This is a genomic window from Wenjunlia tyrosinilytica (assembly GCF_014646055.1).
Lineage (GTDB): Bacteria > Actinomycetota > Actinomycetes > Streptomycetales > Streptomycetaceae > Wenjunlia > Wenjunlia tyrosinilytica.
This window is the reverse complement of the sequence record NZ_BMMS01000034.1, coordinates 25,709-41,138: the sequence shown is the minus strand read 5'-3', so window position 1 is coordinate 41,138 and position 15,430 is coordinate 25,709. Positions and strand designations below refer to the sequence as shown.

The 15,430-nt window shown below is 71.5% G+C and carries 13 protein-coding genes and 1 pseudogene; 11 read left to right on the top strand and 3 right to left on the bottom strand.

Annotation, left to right across the window (positions count from 1 at the left end; all coding sequences use genetic code 11):
* The first annotated feature begins 107 nt into the window (after positions 1-107).
* Complete coding sequence (gene glpX, locus IEY86_RS29565) at positions 108-1,139, top strand: class II fructose-bisphosphatase (protein WP_189134961.1); 1,032 nt, start codon at positions 108-110, stop codon at positions 1,137-1,139.
* Between the two features lie 107 nt (positions 1,140-1,246).
* Here glpX and IEY86_RS29560 read toward each other — a convergent pair whose 3' ends face one another.
* Both IEY86_RS29560 and IEY86_RS29555 read right to left on the bottom strand, forming a co-directional pair.
* Positions 1,247-1,651: a WhiB family transcriptional regulator gene (locus IEY86_RS29560; RefSeq protein WP_189134960.1), complete on the bottom strand. Its 405-nt coding sequence runs from the start codon at positions 1,649-1,651 to the stop codon at positions 1,247-1,249.
* Positions 1,652-2,078: 427 nt separating this feature from the next.
* Positions 2,079-2,759 carry a DUF1707 SHOCT-like domain-containing protein gene (locus IEY86_RS29555; RefSeq protein ID WP_189134959.1) on the bottom strand — a complete coding sequence of 227 codons (681 nt, stop codon included), beginning with the start codon at positions 2,757-2,759 and terminating at the stop codon, positions 2,079-2,081.
* 243 nt (positions 2,760-3,002) lie between these two features.
* Here IEY86_RS29555 and IEY86_RS29550 point away from each other — a divergent pair, with 243 nt between their 5' ends.
* From IEY86_RS29550 to IEY86_RS29515, 8 genes are all read left to right on the top strand, one after another.
* Complete coding sequence (locus IEY86_RS29550; RefSeq protein ID WP_189134958.1) at positions 3,003-4,658, top strand: fumarate hydratase; 1,656 nt, start codon at positions 3,003-3,005, stop codon at positions 4,656-4,658.
* A gap of 428 nt (positions 4,659-5,086) precedes the next feature.
* Entirely contained in the window at positions 5,087-6,247 is a 1,161-nt protein-coding gene (locus tag IEY86_RS29545; protein WP_189134998.1) for an ABC transporter substrate-binding protein, read from the top strand.
* A 7-nt stretch (positions 6,248-6,254) separates the two neighbouring features.
* The gene (locus IEY86_RS29540; protein WP_189134957.1) at positions 6,255-7,256 is read left to right on the top strand and encodes an ABC transporter permease; all 1,002 of its coding nucleotides are present in this window, start codon (positions 6,255-6,257) and stop codon (positions 7,254-7,256) included.
* Positions 7,244-8,137 carry an ABC transporter permease gene (locus IEY86_RS29535; protein WP_189134956.1) on the top strand — a complete coding sequence of 298 codons (894 nt, stop codon included), beginning with the start codon at positions 7,244-7,246 and terminating at the stop codon, positions 8,135-8,137. Before IEY86_RS29540 ends, IEY86_RS29535 begins: the two co-directional genes overlap by 13 nt.
* A gap of 5 nt (positions 8,138-8,142) precedes the next feature.
* Positions 8,143-9,240 (top strand): ABC transporter ATP-binding protein, encoded by a 1,098-nt coding sequence (locus tag IEY86_RS29530; RefSeq protein ID WP_189134955.1) that lies wholly within the window; start codon positions 8,143-8,145, stop codon positions 9,238-9,240.
* Positions 9,237-9,920 (top strand): HAD family hydrolase, encoded by a 684-nt coding sequence (locus IEY86_RS29525; RefSeq protein WP_229698864.1) that lies wholly within the window; start codon positions 9,237-9,239, stop codon positions 9,918-9,920. Before IEY86_RS29530 ends, IEY86_RS29525 begins: the two co-directional genes overlap by 4 nt.
* A gap of 59 nt (positions 9,921-9,979) precedes the next feature.
* Positions 9,980-10,762 carry a GntR family transcriptional regulator gene (locus IEY86_RS29520; RefSeq protein WP_189134954.1) on the top strand — a complete coding sequence of 261 codons (783 nt, stop codon included), beginning with the start codon at positions 9,980-9,982 and terminating at the stop codon, positions 10,760-10,762.
* A gap of 422 nt (positions 10,763-11,184) precedes the next feature.
* On the top strand, positions 11,185-12,741 hold the full coding sequence (locus tag IEY86_RS29515) for an alpha/beta hydrolase (RefSeq protein ID WP_189134953.1): 1,557 nt from the start codon (positions 11,185-11,187) through the stop codon (positions 12,739-12,741).
* Positions 12,742-12,836: 95 nt separating this feature from the next.
* Here the strand turns inward: IEY86_RS29515 and IEY86_RS29510 are convergent, their stop codons facing one another.
* On the bottom strand, positions 12,837-13,370 hold the full coding sequence (locus IEY86_RS29510) for a DinB family protein (protein ID WP_189134952.1): 534 nt from the start codon (positions 13,368-13,370) through the stop codon (positions 12,837-12,839).
* Between the two features lie 73 nt (positions 13,371-13,443).
* On the opposite strand from IEY86_RS29510, the pseudogene IEY86_RS29505 reads away from it, so the two are divergent.
* Positions 13,444-13,655 (top strand): annotated as a pseudogene (locus IEY86_RS29505) (LysR family transcriptional regulator); the annotation flags it as partial.
* A gap of 386 nt (positions 13,656-14,041) precedes the next feature.
* Complete coding sequence (locus IEY86_RS29500) at positions 14,042-15,427, top strand: class II fumarate hydratase (protein WP_189134951.1); 1,386 nt, start codon at positions 14,042-14,044, stop codon at positions 15,425-15,427.
* The last annotated feature ends 3 nt before the right edge of the window (positions 15,428-15,430 follow it).

Here is a 15,430-nt window from a genome sequence, read left to right as displayed (position 1 = left end):
CTCAGGGGGCGGGCAGGGTGGATAAGGTCGTAGCAACCCTCATCCCTCCTTGTCCGCACGCGGGCAGGGGGGCCCTTGGCCGTCGACGTACAGAAAGGTACGGACAGATGACCGAGCAGAATCTTCCCCCGCAGTTGGAAGTAGCTCCGGAAGCCCCCGACCGCAACCTCGCCCTCGAGCTCGTCCGCGTCACCGAGGCCGCCGCCATGGCCGCCGGACGCTGGGTCGGGCGCGGCGACAAGAACGGCGCCGACGGCGCCGCGGTCCGGGCCATGCGCACCCTGGTCTCCACCGTCTCCATGAACGGCGTGGTCGTCATCGGCGAGGGCGAGAAGGACGAGGCGCCCATGCTCTACAACGGGGAACAGGTCGGCGACGGGACCGGCGCGGAGTGCGACGTCGCCGTGGACCCGATCGACGGCACGACGCTCACCGCCAAGGGCATGACCAACGCCCTGTCGGTCCTCGCGGTCGCCGAGCGCGGCACCATGTTCGACCCGTCCGCGGTGTTCTACATGGAGAAGCTGGCCACCGGACCCGAGGCCGCCGCCGTCGTGGACATCGGCGCTCCCGTCGCGGAGAACATCCGCCGGGTCGCCAAGGCCAAGCACTCCGCCCCCGAGGACGTCACCGTCGTCATCCTCGACCGTCCCCGCCACGACGGCATGATCAAGGAGATCCGCGAGGCGGGGGCGCGGATCAAGTTCATCTCCGACGGCGACGTCGCAGGAGCGATCATGGCCGCCACCGAGGGGACCGGCATCGACCTGCTGCTCGGCATCGGCGGCACCCCCGAGGGCATCATCACCGCCTGTGCGATGAAGTGCCTCGGCGGCACCATCCAGGGCCGGCTGTGGCCCAAGGACGACGAGGAGCGCCGACGGGCCCTCGACGCGGGGCACGACCTGGACCGGGTACTGACCAACGACGACCTGGTCTGGGGCGAGAACGTCTTCTTCGTCGCGACCGGCATCACCGACGGCGAGCTGCTGCGGGGCGTGCGGTACCGCGCGGACACCGCCCTCACGCAGTCGCTGGTCATGCGCTCCAAGAGCGGAACGATTCGGCAGATCGACTCCACGCACCGCCTGTCGAAGCTGCGCGCCTACAGCGCGGTCGACTTCGACCGGGCCCGCTGAGGCGGAAGCCCGGCGGGGCGGCAGGTCACCCGGGCAGGCAACGGGGCGGGGCACCTCATCGGTGCCCCGCCCCGTTGCTCGTCCGCGCCCCCGTCACACGCTGCCCTTCATCCCACGGCTATCCGCGCCCTGTGTGCCGTGGCCGCCGGGCTCAGCTCCGCCTCGCGGCGCCGCCGCCGGGCCAGCACCACACGACGCTCCGCCGCGGTCAGTCCGCCCCACACCCCGTACGGCTCGGGTTGCAGCAGGGCGTGTTCTCGGCATTCCAGCAGCACCGGGCAGTTGGAGCAGACGCGCTTCGCCGCCTCCTCACGGGCGAGCCGCGCCGCCGTGGGCTCCTTGGACGGTGCGAAGAACAGGCCGGCCTCGTCCCTGCGGCACGCGGCTCCCGCGTGCCAGGGACCGCCCGCGTCACCTGGGTGCGCCAAGGCGGCGGCGGCCCCCGGTGGCAGCGCCTGGTTGCGCTGACCAGGCAGGGCGGCGTCCTTCGGGGACTGGATCGGTTGCAGCACGGCGTACTCCTGACGACGGCTCGGCGGCGTTTAAGCGCTTGCCCGTCCGCTGCGCACAGCTGTCCGTACCGCACTGACCAACCAGGGCGCAGCCGTACGAGAGACGATGAAGCAAGGCCTACCCGCTGTGGCGAGCTTCATGCACACCGTGTCGAAGCCCAGGTCAAGTACGCCTCGACCGAACCGCCGTTCAGCGATCGATCCGCCGTTGATCCATGCTGGAGCGGCACTTGATCGATCTCTGACCAGAACCTGACCGCGCCGCCACCGGCACGGCACCGGAACTGGGCTCAAACCCGAGTCGGCCAGGGAGAATTCACCGTCCGCCGAGCCGGTCCGGAGCCGGTCCGGAGCCGGTCCGGAGCCGGTCCGGCGGCGCCGGGCCCGTTCACCGAGCCGTGCGCCGCGCCCGTCCGGCGCCCGTCCCTCAGTCGCCGAGTTCCTTGCGGACCCATTCCTTGAGGCGCTTGCCCTTCTTCCGCTTGACCTCGACACCGCCGAACAGGGCCAGCCCTCGGACGTGGATCACCGGGGCGTTGGGATCGCCGGACTCGTAGCCGCTGACGTCGAAGCCGCCGAAGATGCCCACACCGCCGCCTCCGCGCACGGTCACGTTCTCCGGCACCTTGATCTCCGCGCCGCCGAAGATCGCCGTCACATTGATCACGACGTTCGGGGACTCGAAGACCGCCTCGGTGAGGTCGATCTCGACACCGCCGAAGATCGCCACGGCGTTGATCGAGCCGCCGACCCGCCAGCGGCCCTTGCGGCTGGCCCCGCCGAAGATGGCGACCATGGCCGGCGACTCGGCCCTCGGGGGCTCGAAGGGGGCGGTGGGCGTCGGCGGCGGGGTCTCGGCGGGCCGCCGACCCGGGGCGGGGAGGTCGCGCGTGAGCGGTTCCAGCTCGCCCATGGTCTTCGCGGTGTACAGCGTCTCTATGCGCTCGGAGTGCTCCTCCGGGGTCAGCCGCCCCTCCGCGAGCGCGTCGCGCAGGATGTCGGCGACCTTGTCGCGGTCGGCGTCCGATGCCCGGATCTCGGCCTGCGCGACCGGCTTTCGGGCAGGCGCGGGCTGCTGGTCTCGCTTCTGAAGCTGCGACTCGTCCACGTTCGACACTTTAGCCAAACGCGATACATCGTGACTAGCCCGCGCGGTCCCCGCGGGCTCACGCGCGCAGGGCGCCGACCGGTATCGGCCGTCCGCCGCCGTGCCGGCCGCTACCGGCCGCCCTCCGCGGGGAGGTGAGCCCTACCTCACACCGGAGGGTGCGGTTCCACGTTCTACCCTGGATGGCGCTGACGCCGACGACGTCGTCAGGTGACCGGCCGCCGAGTGAGGACCACGACGAAGATGCCCGAATTCGAGTACACCGATCTGCTCCCCCTCGGCGAGGACCCCACTCCTTACCGCCTGCTGACCTCGGAGGGCGTGAGCACGCATCAGGCCGGAGGCCGCCGCTTCCTCACCGTCGAGCCCGAGGCGCTGCGCCTGCTCGCCGCCGAGGCGATGCACGACATCTCGCACTACCTGCGCCCGGCGCACCTCGCGCAGCTGCGCCGCATCCTCGACGACCCCGAGGCCAGCCCCAACGACCGCTTCGTCGCGCTGGACCTGCTGAAGAACGCGAACATCGCGGCTGCGGGCGTGCTGCCCATGTGCCAGGACACCGGCACGGCGATCGTGATGGGCAAGCGCGGACAGGGCGTGCTCACGCACGGCGGCGACGAGGAGGCCCTCTCGCGCGGCGTCTTCGACGCGTACACGAAGCTGAACCTGCGGTACTCGCAGATGGCCCCGCTGACCATGTGGGACGAGAAGAACACCGGCTCGAACCTGCCCGCGCAGATCGAGCTGTACGCGACGGACGGGGACGCGTACAAGTTCCTGTTCATGGCCAAGGGCGGCGGCTCCGCCAACAAGTCGTTCCTGTACCAGGAGACGAAGGCGGTGCTCAACGAGGCGTCGATGCTGCGCTTCCTGGAGCAGAAGATCCGCTCGCTGGGCACGGCCGCGTGCCCGCCGTACCACCTGGCGATCGTGGTCGGCGGCACCTCCGCCGAGTACGCGCTCAAGACCGCCAAGTACGCCTCGGCGCACTACCTGGACGCGCTGCCGACCTCCGGTTCCCCCGCCGGGCACGGCTTCCGCGACCTCGACCTCGAACAGCAGGTCTTCGAACTGACCCAGAAGATCGGGATCGGCGCGCAGTTCGGCGGCAAGTACTTCTGCCACGACGTGCGCGTGGTCCGGCTGCCCCGGCACGGCGCCTCCTGCCCGGTCGCCATCGCCGTCTCGTGCTCGGCGGACCGCCAGGCGCAGGCGAAGATCACCGCCGAGGGCGTCTTCCTCGAGCGGCTGGAGACCGACCCGGCGCAGTACCTGCCGGAGACGACGGACGAGCACCTCAACGACGACGTGGTCAGGATCGACCTGAACCAGCCGATGCCGCGGATCCGCGAGGAGCTGTCCAAGCACCCGGTCAAGACCCGCCTGTCGCTGTCGGGTTCGCTGGTGGTGGCCCGCGACATCGCGCACGCCAAGATCAAGGAGCGGCTGGACGCGGGCGAGGAGATGCCGCAGTACCTGCGCGACCACGCCGTCTACTACGCCGGTCCCGCGAAGACGCCCGAGGGCTATGCCTCGGGTTCGTTCGGCCCGACGACGGCGGGCCGGATGGACGCCTACGTCGAGCAGTTCCAGGCGGCGGGCGGCTCGTTCGTGATGCTGGCGAAGGGCAACCGCTCCCAGCAGGTCACCGACGCGTGCGCCAGGCACGGCGGCTTCTACCTCGGCTCGATCGGCGGCCCGGCGGCTCGGCTGGCACAGGACTGCATCAGATCGGTCGAGGTCCTGGAGTACGCCGAGCTCGGCATGGAGGCGGTGTGGAAGATCGAGGTCGAGGACTTCCCGGCCTTCATCGTGGTGGACGACAAGGGCAATGACTTCTTCGCCCCCCAGCAGCCGGAACCCACCTTCACCAGCATCCCCGTCCGCCCCAGCGCCTAGAACAGCCGTCACCGGCCGCGGCAGCACGACGACGGACGGAGTCCGGCGCAGCCGTCCGAAGCCCGCAAGGCCCCCCGGGGGGCCGAGCAGTGCGAGGACGGCCATCGGCAAGCAGTCAAGGGCAATGACTTCTTCGCCCCCCAGCCGCCGGTACCCACCTTCACCAGCATCCCCGTCCGCCCCAGCGCCTGGAACAGCCGTCACCGGCTCCGTCCCGGGGCGTAGCGCCCCATAACGCAAAACCGCCCAGGAGGCCCTTCATCGGGGCCTCCTGGGCGCGTTTTCGTGCCTTGCCTTCACATCCGCCGTCCAATCGCACCCGGAACGTCTTCCGGGGTTCACCGTCCCGTCACGGCCGTCGGGGGTACTTGGCCAAGTTGTTCATACAACCTCCTTGGCGAGACCTCAGCACTGGAGCCCCCGTGACCATGTCCCGTGCCCGTACCCGTGCCCGCGTGGCTGGACTGGCCTGCATGGCCGCCACCGCGGCCCTTACCCTGAGCGCCTGCGGTGCGGCGCCCACCGAGAAGACGGGCGGCGCCGCGGGCACCGACCTCAAGACCGCCGCTTCGGCCAAGGCCGCCGGCGGCCTCGACGCCCTGGTGAAGGCCGCGAAGAAGGAGGGGAAGCTCAACGCCATCACCCTCCCCCGCGACTGGGCCAACTACGGCGCCATCATCGACGGCTTCACCAAGAAGTACGGCATCAAGGTCGCGGTCGAGAACCCCGACGGCTCCAGCCAGGACGAGATCAACGCCGTGAAGACCCGCAAGGGCCAGGGCCGCGCCCCCGATGTGCTGGACCTCGGCAGCTCCTTCGCCCAGGCAGCCGCCCAGCAGGGCCTGCTGGCGCCGTACCAGGTCGCCTCGTTCGACAAGATCCCGGCCGAGCAGCGCGACACCCAGAGCCGCTGGTTCAACGACTACGGCGGCTACGTCTCCATCGGCTGCGACGCCAAGCGCGTCAAGGAGTGCCCCAAGACCTTCGCCGACCTGCTCAAGCCGCGGTACAAGGGCAAGGTCGCGCTCAACGGCAACCCCACCAAGTCCGGCTCCGCCTTCGGCGGTGTGTACGCGGCGGCGCTCGCCAACGGCGGCTCGTTCGACGACATCCAGCCGGGCCTGGACTTCTTCGGCAAGCTGAAGAAGAACGGCAACTTCAACCCCGTCGAGTCCACCCCCGCCACGATCGAAAAGGGCGAGACCCCGATCAGCATCGACTGGGACTACCTCAACTCCGGCTACGCCGACGAGTTCCGCACCAAGGGCGTGGACTGGAAGGTCTCCGTCCCCAGCGACGGCGTCTACGCCCAGTACTACTCCCAGGCCATCAACAAGGACGCCCCGCACCCCGCGGCCGCCCGCCTGTGGGAGGAGTACCTCTACAGCGCCGAGGGCCAGAACCTGTGGCTCAAGGGCTACGCCCGTCCCGCGCTGATGGCCGCCATGCAGAGCGACGGCACCCTCGACAAGGACGCCGCCGCCAAGCTCCCGGCCGTCGCCGGCACGCCGAAGTTCCCCACCGAGGCGCAGGCCTCCAAGGCCAAGGAGACCATCGCGCAGGGCTGGGCCAAGGCAGTCGCGGGCTGATCCGGCGATGACCCCCTCAGCCCACTCCTGCGACGCGGCGGTCGCCGACGGCCCCGGGGCGGTGACCGGCGCGCGACACGGCGCCGGCTCCCCCGAGGCCGCGGCCGCTCCCGCCGGCGGCACGCAGGCCGAGGCCCGCCCCTCCCGGACCGCTCGCCGGTCCGGGAGGGGCTCCGGCCGTGCCTGGCTCGCCGTCGTCCCGCTCCTCCTCTTCGTCGCCGTGGCCTTCGGCCTGCCGCTGGCCGCCATGGTGCAGGGAGCGTTCACCTCCACCGATCCGCAGACCGGCGCCTCCTCGGCCACCTTCGGCAACCTCGACGAGTCCCTGCGCGGGGCCTACCTGACCGCCCTGTGGGGCAGCGTGAAGCTGTCCGCGGTGTGCGCGGTCATCGGCGCCGTCCTCGGACTGCTCCTCGCCCAGGCCGTGGTGACCTCCCGCCACCGGGCGCTGCGCGAGGCGGTGCTGACCGCCTCCGGCGTCCTGGCGAACTTCGGCGGTGTGCCGCTCGCGTTCGCCTTCGTCGCCACCCTCGGCAACGCCGGTGTGCTCACCACCCGGCTGGGCCTGGACCGGCACGGCTGGAGCCTCTACAGCTTCTGGGGGCTGGCGCTGACCTATCTGTACTTCCTGGTCCCGCTGATGGTCCTCGCGGTCGTTCCCGCGCTCGACGGCTTGCGTCCGTCGTGGCGCGAGGCCGCCCAGAGCTCGGGCGCCACCACCTGGCAGTACTGGCACCACGTCGGGCTGCCGGTGCTCATGCCGTCGCTGCTCGGCGGCCTCGTGCTGCTGTTCGGCAGCGCTTTCGCCGCGTACGCGACGGCGGCGGCGATGGTGGGCAGCTCGGTTCCGCTGATCACCCTGCAGATCGCCGACGCGCTGTCCGGCAATGTCCTGGTCGGCCAGGAGAACGTCGCCCTGGCGCTCAGCCTCGACATGGTGGTCGTCGCGGGCCTGGTCATGGCCGTCCATCTGCCCCTCCAGCGAAGGAGCACCCGGTGGCTGGCCTGAATCCGACCGTCTGCGCCGCGGCCCCCGCCCGGCAGCGCCCGCGCCTGTGGCGCGGCGCCGTCCTGCTGGTTGCGGGCCTGTACTTCCTCGTTCCGCTGGTCGCCTCGGCGGTGTTCACGGTGGACATCCCCAACGAGGGCCTGACGCTGGACGCGTACACGCACATCTTCAGCGCGGACGGCTTCACCTCGAGCCTGCTGCTGTCCATCGGCCTCGGCGTGGCGACGATCGTGGTCGTGCTGGCGCTGATGGTGCCCGCCGAGATCGCGGTGCGGCTGTCCGCGCCCCGGCTGCGGCCGGTCCTCGAAGTGGTCTGCTCGCTGCCGCTCGTCGTACCGTCCGTGGCCCTTGTCGCGGGCATCGGCACGGTCCTGAAGTGGGGCCCGGACCATCTGTCCAGGACCCCGCTGTACCGGACGTTCGTGGCCATCCAGGATCCCGGCTTCCCCGTGGTGCTGGTGCTCGCCTATGTGGTGATGGCGCTGCCCTTCGTCCACCGGGCGCTCGACTCCGGGCTGCGCTCGATCGACCTGCGCACGCTCGTCGAGGCCGCGCGGAACCTCGGTGCCTCCTGGCCGCACGTCCTGCTGCGGGTGGTGCTGCCGAATCTGAAGTCCGCGCTGCTGGGGGCCTCGTTCCTGACCCTGGCCCTGGTCCTCGGCGAGTTCACCGTGGCCCAGCTGCTCGGCTTCCAGCCGTTCGCCGTCTGGATCGTGCAGGCCTCCGGCTCCAACGCCCAGCTCTCCGTGGCCGTGTCGCTGCTGAGCCTGCTGCTGACCTGGGCCCTGCTGCTCGCGCTCGCCGCCCTCGGCGGCCGGGGCGCCAAGAACCGCACCCCCGCGACCGCGGTCTCCACCGCCGCCGCGGCCGACAAGGAGTGACCGACATGACGTCAGCTGCCACCGCGGCCGTCCTGGACGCCGAACGGGCCGCCGGGTCCGGCGCGGCCCTCGAACTGCGGGGCCTGCGCCGCACCTTCGGCGCCACCACCGCCCTCGACGGCCTGGACCTGACCGTCGAGCCGGGTGAGCTGGTCGCCCTGCTCGGTCCCTCCGGCTGCGGCAAGACGACGGCGCTGCGGGTGCTGGCCGGCTTCGAGCGGCCCGACTCCGGCGCGGTGCTGGTCGACGGCGAGGACATCACCAGGGTTCCCGCGCACCGCCGCGACACCGGCATGGTCTTCCAGTCGTACAGCCTCTTCCCGAACCTCGACGCCCGCGGCAACGTCGCTTTCGGGCTGCGGATGCGCAAGGTCGCCTCCGCCGAGCGGCGCGCCCGCGCCGAGGAGCTGCTGGCGCTGGTGGGCCTGCCCGACCACGGCACCCACTACCCCCACCAGCTCTCCGGCGGTCAGCAGCAGCGGGTAGCGCTGGCCCGCGCGCTGGCGGTGCGGCCGCGGCTGCTCCTGCTGGACGAGCCGCTGTCGGCGCTGGACGCCAAGGTGCGCCTCACCCTGCGTGAGGAGATCAGGCGGCTCCAGCTGGAGCTGGGCATCACCACCGTCTTCGTCACCCATGACCAGGAGGAGGCCCTGTCGATGGCCGACCGGGTCGCGGTGATGCGCGGCGGGCGGCTCGAGCAGTGCGCCGCCCCGGCCGAGCTGTACGCACGGCCCGCCACGGCGTTCGTCGCCGAGTTCGTGGGCGCCATGAACCGCATACCCGGACACGTCGGCGGTTCCGGCGAGGTCGAGGTGCTGGGCACCCGGCTGCCGGTCGAGGGCCCGCACACCGACGCCGGCGAGGTGGATGTGCTGATCAGGCCCGAGGGCCTGGAGGTCGCGGCCGACGACGGCGGCACGGCGCGGGTCGTCGGGACCACCTTCCTCGGTGCCACCACCCGGCTGAGCATCCGGCTGGCCGACGGCACGGCGGTCAAGGCCGACATGGCCACCCACGCCGCCGCCGAACTGCCCTCCGGCACCCTGGTGACCGTCGCTCCCCACGCCCGGCCGGTGCTGGTCGACCGGCGGGCGGCCACGTGACGGCGGCCGCGGCGACCGGGGCCGTCACCCCGCACGCGGTCCTGTTCGACATGGACGGAACCCTCGTGGACACCGAAGGGCTGTGGTGGGAGACCGCCGCGGCCCTGGCGCTCAGGCTGGGCCGCACCCTCGGCGCGGCCGACCGGCCCGCCGTGCTCGGGCGGGCCGTGGAGGACACCGCCGCCCATCTGCACCTCACCACCGGCACCGGGCTCGCCCCCGAACAGCTGGCGGAGCACCTGCGGGCGGGGTTCGCCGCCCGGATCGAGGAGTGCGGGGCGCCGCCGCGGCCGGGGGTGCTGCGGCTGCTGGCCGAGCTGCGCGAGCACGGCGTGCCGACGGCGCTGGTCTCCGCCTCCCCCCGCTCCGTCGTGGAACTGGTCCTGCGCTCCTTCACCGACCATCGTTTCGACGCGGTGTACGGGGCCGAGGACACCGAGCGGACCAAGCCCGCGCCCGACCCCTACTGGGCGGCGGCCGGCGCCCTGGGCGCCAGCCCGTCGCACTGCGTGGCCGTGGAGGACACGCTCGCCGGGGTGTCCTCGGCGGAGGCCGCGGGCTGCCGGGTGCTCGCCGTGCCCTCGCTGGCGCCGATCCCCGAGGGACCGGGCCGCACGGTGCTCGGCACGCTCGTGGACGCCGACCTCGCCCTGCTGCGCTCGCTCGTCCGACTCTCCTAGTGGACGTGGATAGGGTCGTTCATCCGGCAGGAGGCGAATTCACTCAGGAGGCAAGGGTCGTGGACGTCGCGGGCGCGGCAGGCGGCAGGAGCCCGATCTACCGCAGGGTCGCCGAGGACCTCAGGCAGGCGATCCTGCGCGGCGACTACGCCTCCGGGGCCCGGCTTCCGGCCGAGGACGAGCTCGCCGAACGGTACGGGGTCTCCCGTGGAACGGTCCGCCAGGCCCTCGGGGTGCTGCGCGCCGACGGCCTGGTGACCTCCCGCCGGGGAACGCGCCGGGTGGTGCTGGGACCGTCGCGGCTCCAGAGCTTCGAGGAACTGCGCAGCTTCACCCGCTGGGCCCGCTCGCTGGGCGAGGAGCCGGGCGGGCGTGTGGTGCGCGTCGAGCACGCGACCGCCGACGAGGCCGAGGCGCATCATCTGCGGCTGCCCGAGGGCGCGTCGGTGCACCGGGTCCTTCGGCTCAGGACGCTGTCGGGGCGGCCGGTGATGGTCGAGCGCACCACGTACCCGGAGCGGGTGGGGGCGATCGTGGCCGCCCTGCCCAAGGGCGCGGTCTCCCATTCCGAGCCCCTGGAGGAGCACGGGGTGATCTTCGCCGACGCCGACCACACCATCGACGTGGTCGTGGCGGACGCCGACGACGCGAAGCTGCTGGGCTGCGCGGTCGGGGACCCGCTGCTGCGGGAGTGGCGCTGCACGACCGACCCCGGCGGCACCCCGGTGGAGTGGTCCCAGGACCGGTATCTGCCGGGCACGGTGGCCTTCACGGTGCACAACTCGACGGCGACCACGGCGCTGGGACGGCAGCTGGACCGCCGCCCCAGGACCGCGGGCTGAGGCCCACCGGCTGGCGCCCCTGGACGCCGAGGCGTCCAGGGGCCCGTTGCCGTCGAGGGGCAGTTGTCCCTGAGCCGGATCGAGGGAAGGCCGTCCAGCTGACCTTGGGTCATATGGCGGCGGTGGGCAGGGTGCGACGGCCCTGCGGTTGCCCGGACATGACGGCCGCGCCAACGCGCCGGCCGTTTCGGTACCGGGTCCGCCTTCGGGCGCAAACCTGCCGGTACAGACCGTCATGCCTTCCGGGCTGGTCGAAGGCTAGCTTCGAGGGGAAATACAGCGCCGATCCTTCGCGGCGGCGGACATCCGCCGGGTTCCCGAGACGCATGAACCCTCGCTGAGTACCACCGCGATGCGTGGCGGCGGGCGCGAAGCACAAGACAGGGAATACTTTGCCGAGTTTGTCGAGGAAGACGCGATCCATGAGGACCGGGGCCCTGGCCGCGACCGCGCTGCTGGTCGCGACGGCTGTTTCCGCGTGCAATGGCGACGGCACCGATGCGAGCGCGAGCGATCCGATCGCCCGGCTCGCCGCACAGAAGATCGCCTGGAAGGCGTGCGCCGCCCCGACGCCGCTCCAGGGCGGTCGGGGCAGGCCCGCCCCCATGGCCGACGGCACCCGTTGGGAATGCGGAACGATGAGTGTCCCGCTGGACTGGGTGAATCCGGACGGCAAGCTGATCCGTCTGGCCCTGATCCGCGCCAGGGCCAAGGACGCGGACCAGCGGATCGGCTCGCTGGTGTTCAACTTCGGCGGGCCCGGCGGCTCCGGTGTCACCACCTTGCCCCTGGCGGCCAAGGATCAGTACAAGAAGCTTCACGAGCGCTACGACCTGGTCAGCTTCGATCCGCGTGGCGTGGGGGCCAGCGCTCCGGTGCACTGCCTGGGCGACAAGGCCAGGGACCTGATGTCGGCCACGACGGACGGCACTCCGGACAACGCCGAGGAAATGGCCCTGGCTCTCGCCGCCAACGCCGCGTCCGTCAAGGCCTGCCGGAAGAACTCCGGCGACGTGCTCCCCCATGTGGACACCGCCTCGGCCGCACGCGACATGGACCTGCTGCGCCAGGTCCTCGGCGACGACAAGCTGCACTACTTCGGCACCTCGTACGGCACCGAACTCGGAGCCGTCTACGCCCATCTGTTCCCGAAGAACGTGGGCCGCGCGGTCCTCGACGCCGTGATGGACCCCACCCAGGGTCCCGAGGAACGGCTTCAGGTCAAGGTCAAGAGCTTCCAGGTGGCGTTCGAGCACTTCATGACCGCCTGTGCGAAGACCGACGGCGACTCCTGCCCGACCGGCCCGGACCCGAAGCGGGGAACCGAGAAGATCACCGACCTGCTCGAACGGCTGGACAGCAAGCCGCTGCCGACCAAGAGCGGCCGTGAACTGACCCAGGAGCACGCGCGGGGCGCCATCGGCATCGCCATGTTCTCGAAGGACTTCTGGGCACCGCTGAAGAAGGGGCTGCTGGAGGCCCAGGAACACGGGACCGGGAACATCCTGCTCGCCCTGTCCGACATGGGGGCGGGCCGGAGCCCGCAGGGTCACTACAGCAATATGGGCGACGCGAACACCGCGGTGCTGTGCGCCGATGAGAAGCAGCGCCTCCCGGACGCGTACGCCAAGTCGAAGGTCCCCGAGTACCGCGCGGTCTCACCGGTCTTCGGCGAGTCCATGGCATGGAGCCTGTCCATGTGCACCGGGTGGCCGGTCGAGGGCAAGTGGGAGCACCCGCCCGTCTCCGCCAAGGGCTCCGCGCCCATCGTCCTCGTCGGCACCACAAGCGACCCGGCCACCCCGTTCGAAGGCACCCGGCACATGGCCGAGGCCCTCGGCAAGGACGTCGCCGTCACGATCACGAACAAGGGCGATGGCCACGGCGGCTACGGCAAGGGGAAGTGTGTGACCAAGGCGGTGGACACCTACCTGCTCGACGGCACGCTCCCCAAGGAGGGCACCGTCTGCGAGCGGTAGGGCCCGTACGTGGGACCGGCCCCCCCGTTCTCCCCCCGGAACCGGTCCCCCCCACCCGCGGGTCCGGCGGCCCGTTCGCCCCGGACCCGCGGGACTCAGTCCGCCTTCACACCGGTCACGTCGTACAGGTGGTGCACCACGTCGTGGAGGAAGTAGCGGGCGAAGGAGTCCACGGTGAACCGGGCGCCGTCGCTGCGCCGGCCAGGACGTGCCCATGCCCCGCCCTCGACCCGGTCGAAGCCCGACGCCAGGGACCCGGCCGCCGTCCGCAGATCGTTCGCGACGGTGGCCGGGTCCTGCTCGTTGTACCGCTCCTCCACCGCCGTGGTGTCCTGGTCCCAGTCGGGGTAGAGCGGGTTGTCCAGCGTCGTCATCAGGCCGAGCCGCCTGTCGTAGGTCCGGCACACGTCGCGGACGTGGCACGCGTACTCCAGCGCGGACCAGGTCTGCGGATCGGGGCGCAGCCGCAGTCCCTCGGGGTCCTCGGCGAGCAGTGCCGTCCACACCTCGGCATTGCGCCGGAGCCGGTCCGCCACCTCCTCGCGGGGGAAGGCGGAGGCGTCGAAGCCGCATTCGGGGCACTGGCGCTGGACGACCCAGGTCCAGTCCTTGGTGTCAGGGGTGATCATGCGAAGAGCATCGGGCAGCGCGAAGTACGAGCACCAGCAAATTTGGCTTCACCTCTCGTTTTAGTATCGCTACATGATGGATCTCGGGCGCCTGCGGGCGCTGCACGCGGTGGTGGTGCACGGGTCGGTGGGCGCGGCGGCGGCGTCCCTGGGCTCCACGCCGTCGGCGGTGTCGCAGCAGATCTCCAAGCTGGAACGGGAGACCAGGACGTTGTGCTGGAGCGGCGCGGGCGCGGGGTGGTCGTGACGGACGCGGCCCGTGCGCTCGCGGCGACGGCCCGGGAAGTGCGGTCCTTCGCGGCCGACAGGCACAGGTTCGGCGCGGCCACCGGGTGGATCGTTCCCGCGCTCTTCGTGAAGTCCTGGCCGCCACCGCGGCGGACGTGCTCGACGTGCTCGACGCCCTCGGCGGTGTGTCGGCCGACGCCGTCGCCGGCGCGAGCAGCGCCCCCGCGCCGAGGGCGCAGGCGAACGCGGCCGTCAGCGCGATCACGCGGCGGCGGCCGCGTCTCTTCCCCGGCCTGTGCGTGGTACAACCCATTCGAGCCTCCTGGGCGGCTGCCAGCGGGAATGGATCGTGCGCACGCGATGTCCTACTGAGCGGTTCTACTGTGAAGTAGTAGAGCGTCGCGAATATCGTGGGACGACCACGATCAGGAGGCGGTCCACCCATGGCTGAGTTCCGCGTCGAGCACGACTCCATGGGCGAGGTGCGTGTCCCCGCCGACGCCAAGTGGCGGGCGCAGACCCAGCGGGCGGTGGAGAACTTCCCCGTCTCCGGGCAGCGCATCGAGCGCTCCCACATCGAGGCGCTGGCCAGGATCAAGGCGGCCGCCGCGAAGGTCAACGCCGAGTTGGGCGTGCTCGACCCCGACATCGCCGACGCCGTGGCGCGGGCCGCGCTGGAGGTCGCGCAGGGCCGCTGGGACGGCCACTTCCCCGTCGATGTCTTCCAGACCGGCTCCGGCACGTCGTCGAACATGAACGCCAACGAAGTGATCGCGACCCTGGCCTCCGAGCGCCTGGGCCGCCCGGTCCACCCCAACGACCACGTCAACGCCAGCCAGTCCTCCAACGACGTCTTCCCCTCCTCGATCCACATCGCCGCCACCTCCGCGGTCGTCCGCGACCTCATCCCGGCCCTGGAGCACCTCGCGGCCTCGCTGGAGCGCAAGTCGGCCGAGTTCGCCGATGTGGTGAAGTCCGGCCGTACCCATCTGATGGACGCCACCCCGGTCACCCTCGGGCAGGAGTTCGGCGGCTACGCGGCCCAGGTCCGGCACGGCGTCGAGCGGTTGCACGCCGCGCTGCCGCGACTGGCCGAACTCCCCCTGGGCGGCACGGCGGTGGGCACGGGCATCAACACCCCGAAGGGCTTCGCCGCCGCCGTCATCGCCGAAGTCGCCCGTGACACGGGCCTTCCGCTCACCGAGGCGCGCGACCACTTCGAGGCGCAGGGGGCGCGCGACGGGCTCGTGGAGGTGTCGGGCCAGATGCGCACCGTCGCGGTGAGCCTGACGAAGATCTGCAACGACATCCGCTGGATGGGCTCCGGTCCGCGCACCGGCCTGGCCGAGATCAACCTGCCCGACCTCCAGCCCGGTTCGTCGATCATGCCGGGCAAGGTGAACCCCGTCGTCCCCGAGGCGGCCCTGATGGTGGCCGCCCAGGTCATCGGCAATGACGCGGCGATCGCCTTCGCCGGGGCGTGCGGCAATTTCGAGCTCAATGTGATGCTGCCCGTGCTGGCCAGGAATGTCCTGGAGTCCGTACGGCTGCTGGCCAACATCTCCCGCCTGCTGGCCGACCGCACGATCGACGGGATCACGGCCAACGCCGAAAGGGCCCGTGAGTACGCCGAGTCCTCCCCCTCCGTCGTGACCCCGCTCAACCGGTACATCGGCTACGAGGAGGCGGCCAAGGTCGCCAAGCAGTCCCTGGCCGAGCGCAAGACGATCCGCCAGGTCGTGCTGGAGCGCGGCTACGTCGAGCGGGGCATGCTGACGGAGGCCCAGCTCGACGAGGCGCTCGACGTGCTCCGGATGACCCGCCCGTAGCGC

What these genes read in the sequence shown, in the direction of transcription:
- glpX (WP_189134961.1), top strand. Translation starts at nt 108, where the DNA reads ATGACCGAGCAGAATCTTCCCCCGCAGTTGGAAGTAGCTCCGGAAGCC.
- IEY86_RS29550 (WP_189134958.1), top strand. Translation starts at nt 3,003, where the DNA reads ATGCCCGAATTCGAGTACACCGATCTGCTCCCCCTCGGCGAGGACCCC.
- IEY86_RS29545 (WP_189134998.1), top strand. Translation starts at nt 5,087, where the DNA reads ATGTCCCGTGCCCGTACCCGTGCCCGCGTGGCTGGACTGGCCTGCATG.
- IEY86_RS29540 (WP_189134957.1), top strand. Translation starts at nt 6,255, where the DNA reads ATGACCCCCTCAGCCCACTCCTGCGACGCGGCGGTCGCCGACGGCCCC.
- IEY86_RS29530 (WP_189134955.1), top strand. Translation starts at nt 8,143, where the DNA reads ATGACGTCAGCTGCCACCGCGGCCGTCCTGGACGCCGAACGGGCCGCC.
- IEY86_RS29515 (WP_189134953.1), top strand. Translation starts at nt 11,185, where the DNA reads ATGAGGACCGGGGCCCTGGCCGCGACCGCGCTGCTGGTCGCGACGGCT.
- IEY86_RS29510 (WP_189134952.1), bottom strand. Translation starts at nt 13,370, where the DNA reads ATGATCACCCCTGACACCAAGGACTGGACCTGGGTCGTCCAGCGCCAG.
- IEY86_RS29500 (WP_189134951.1), top strand. Translation starts at nt 14,042, where the DNA reads ATGGCTGAGTTCCGCGTCGAGCACGACTCCATGGGCGAGGTGCGTGTC.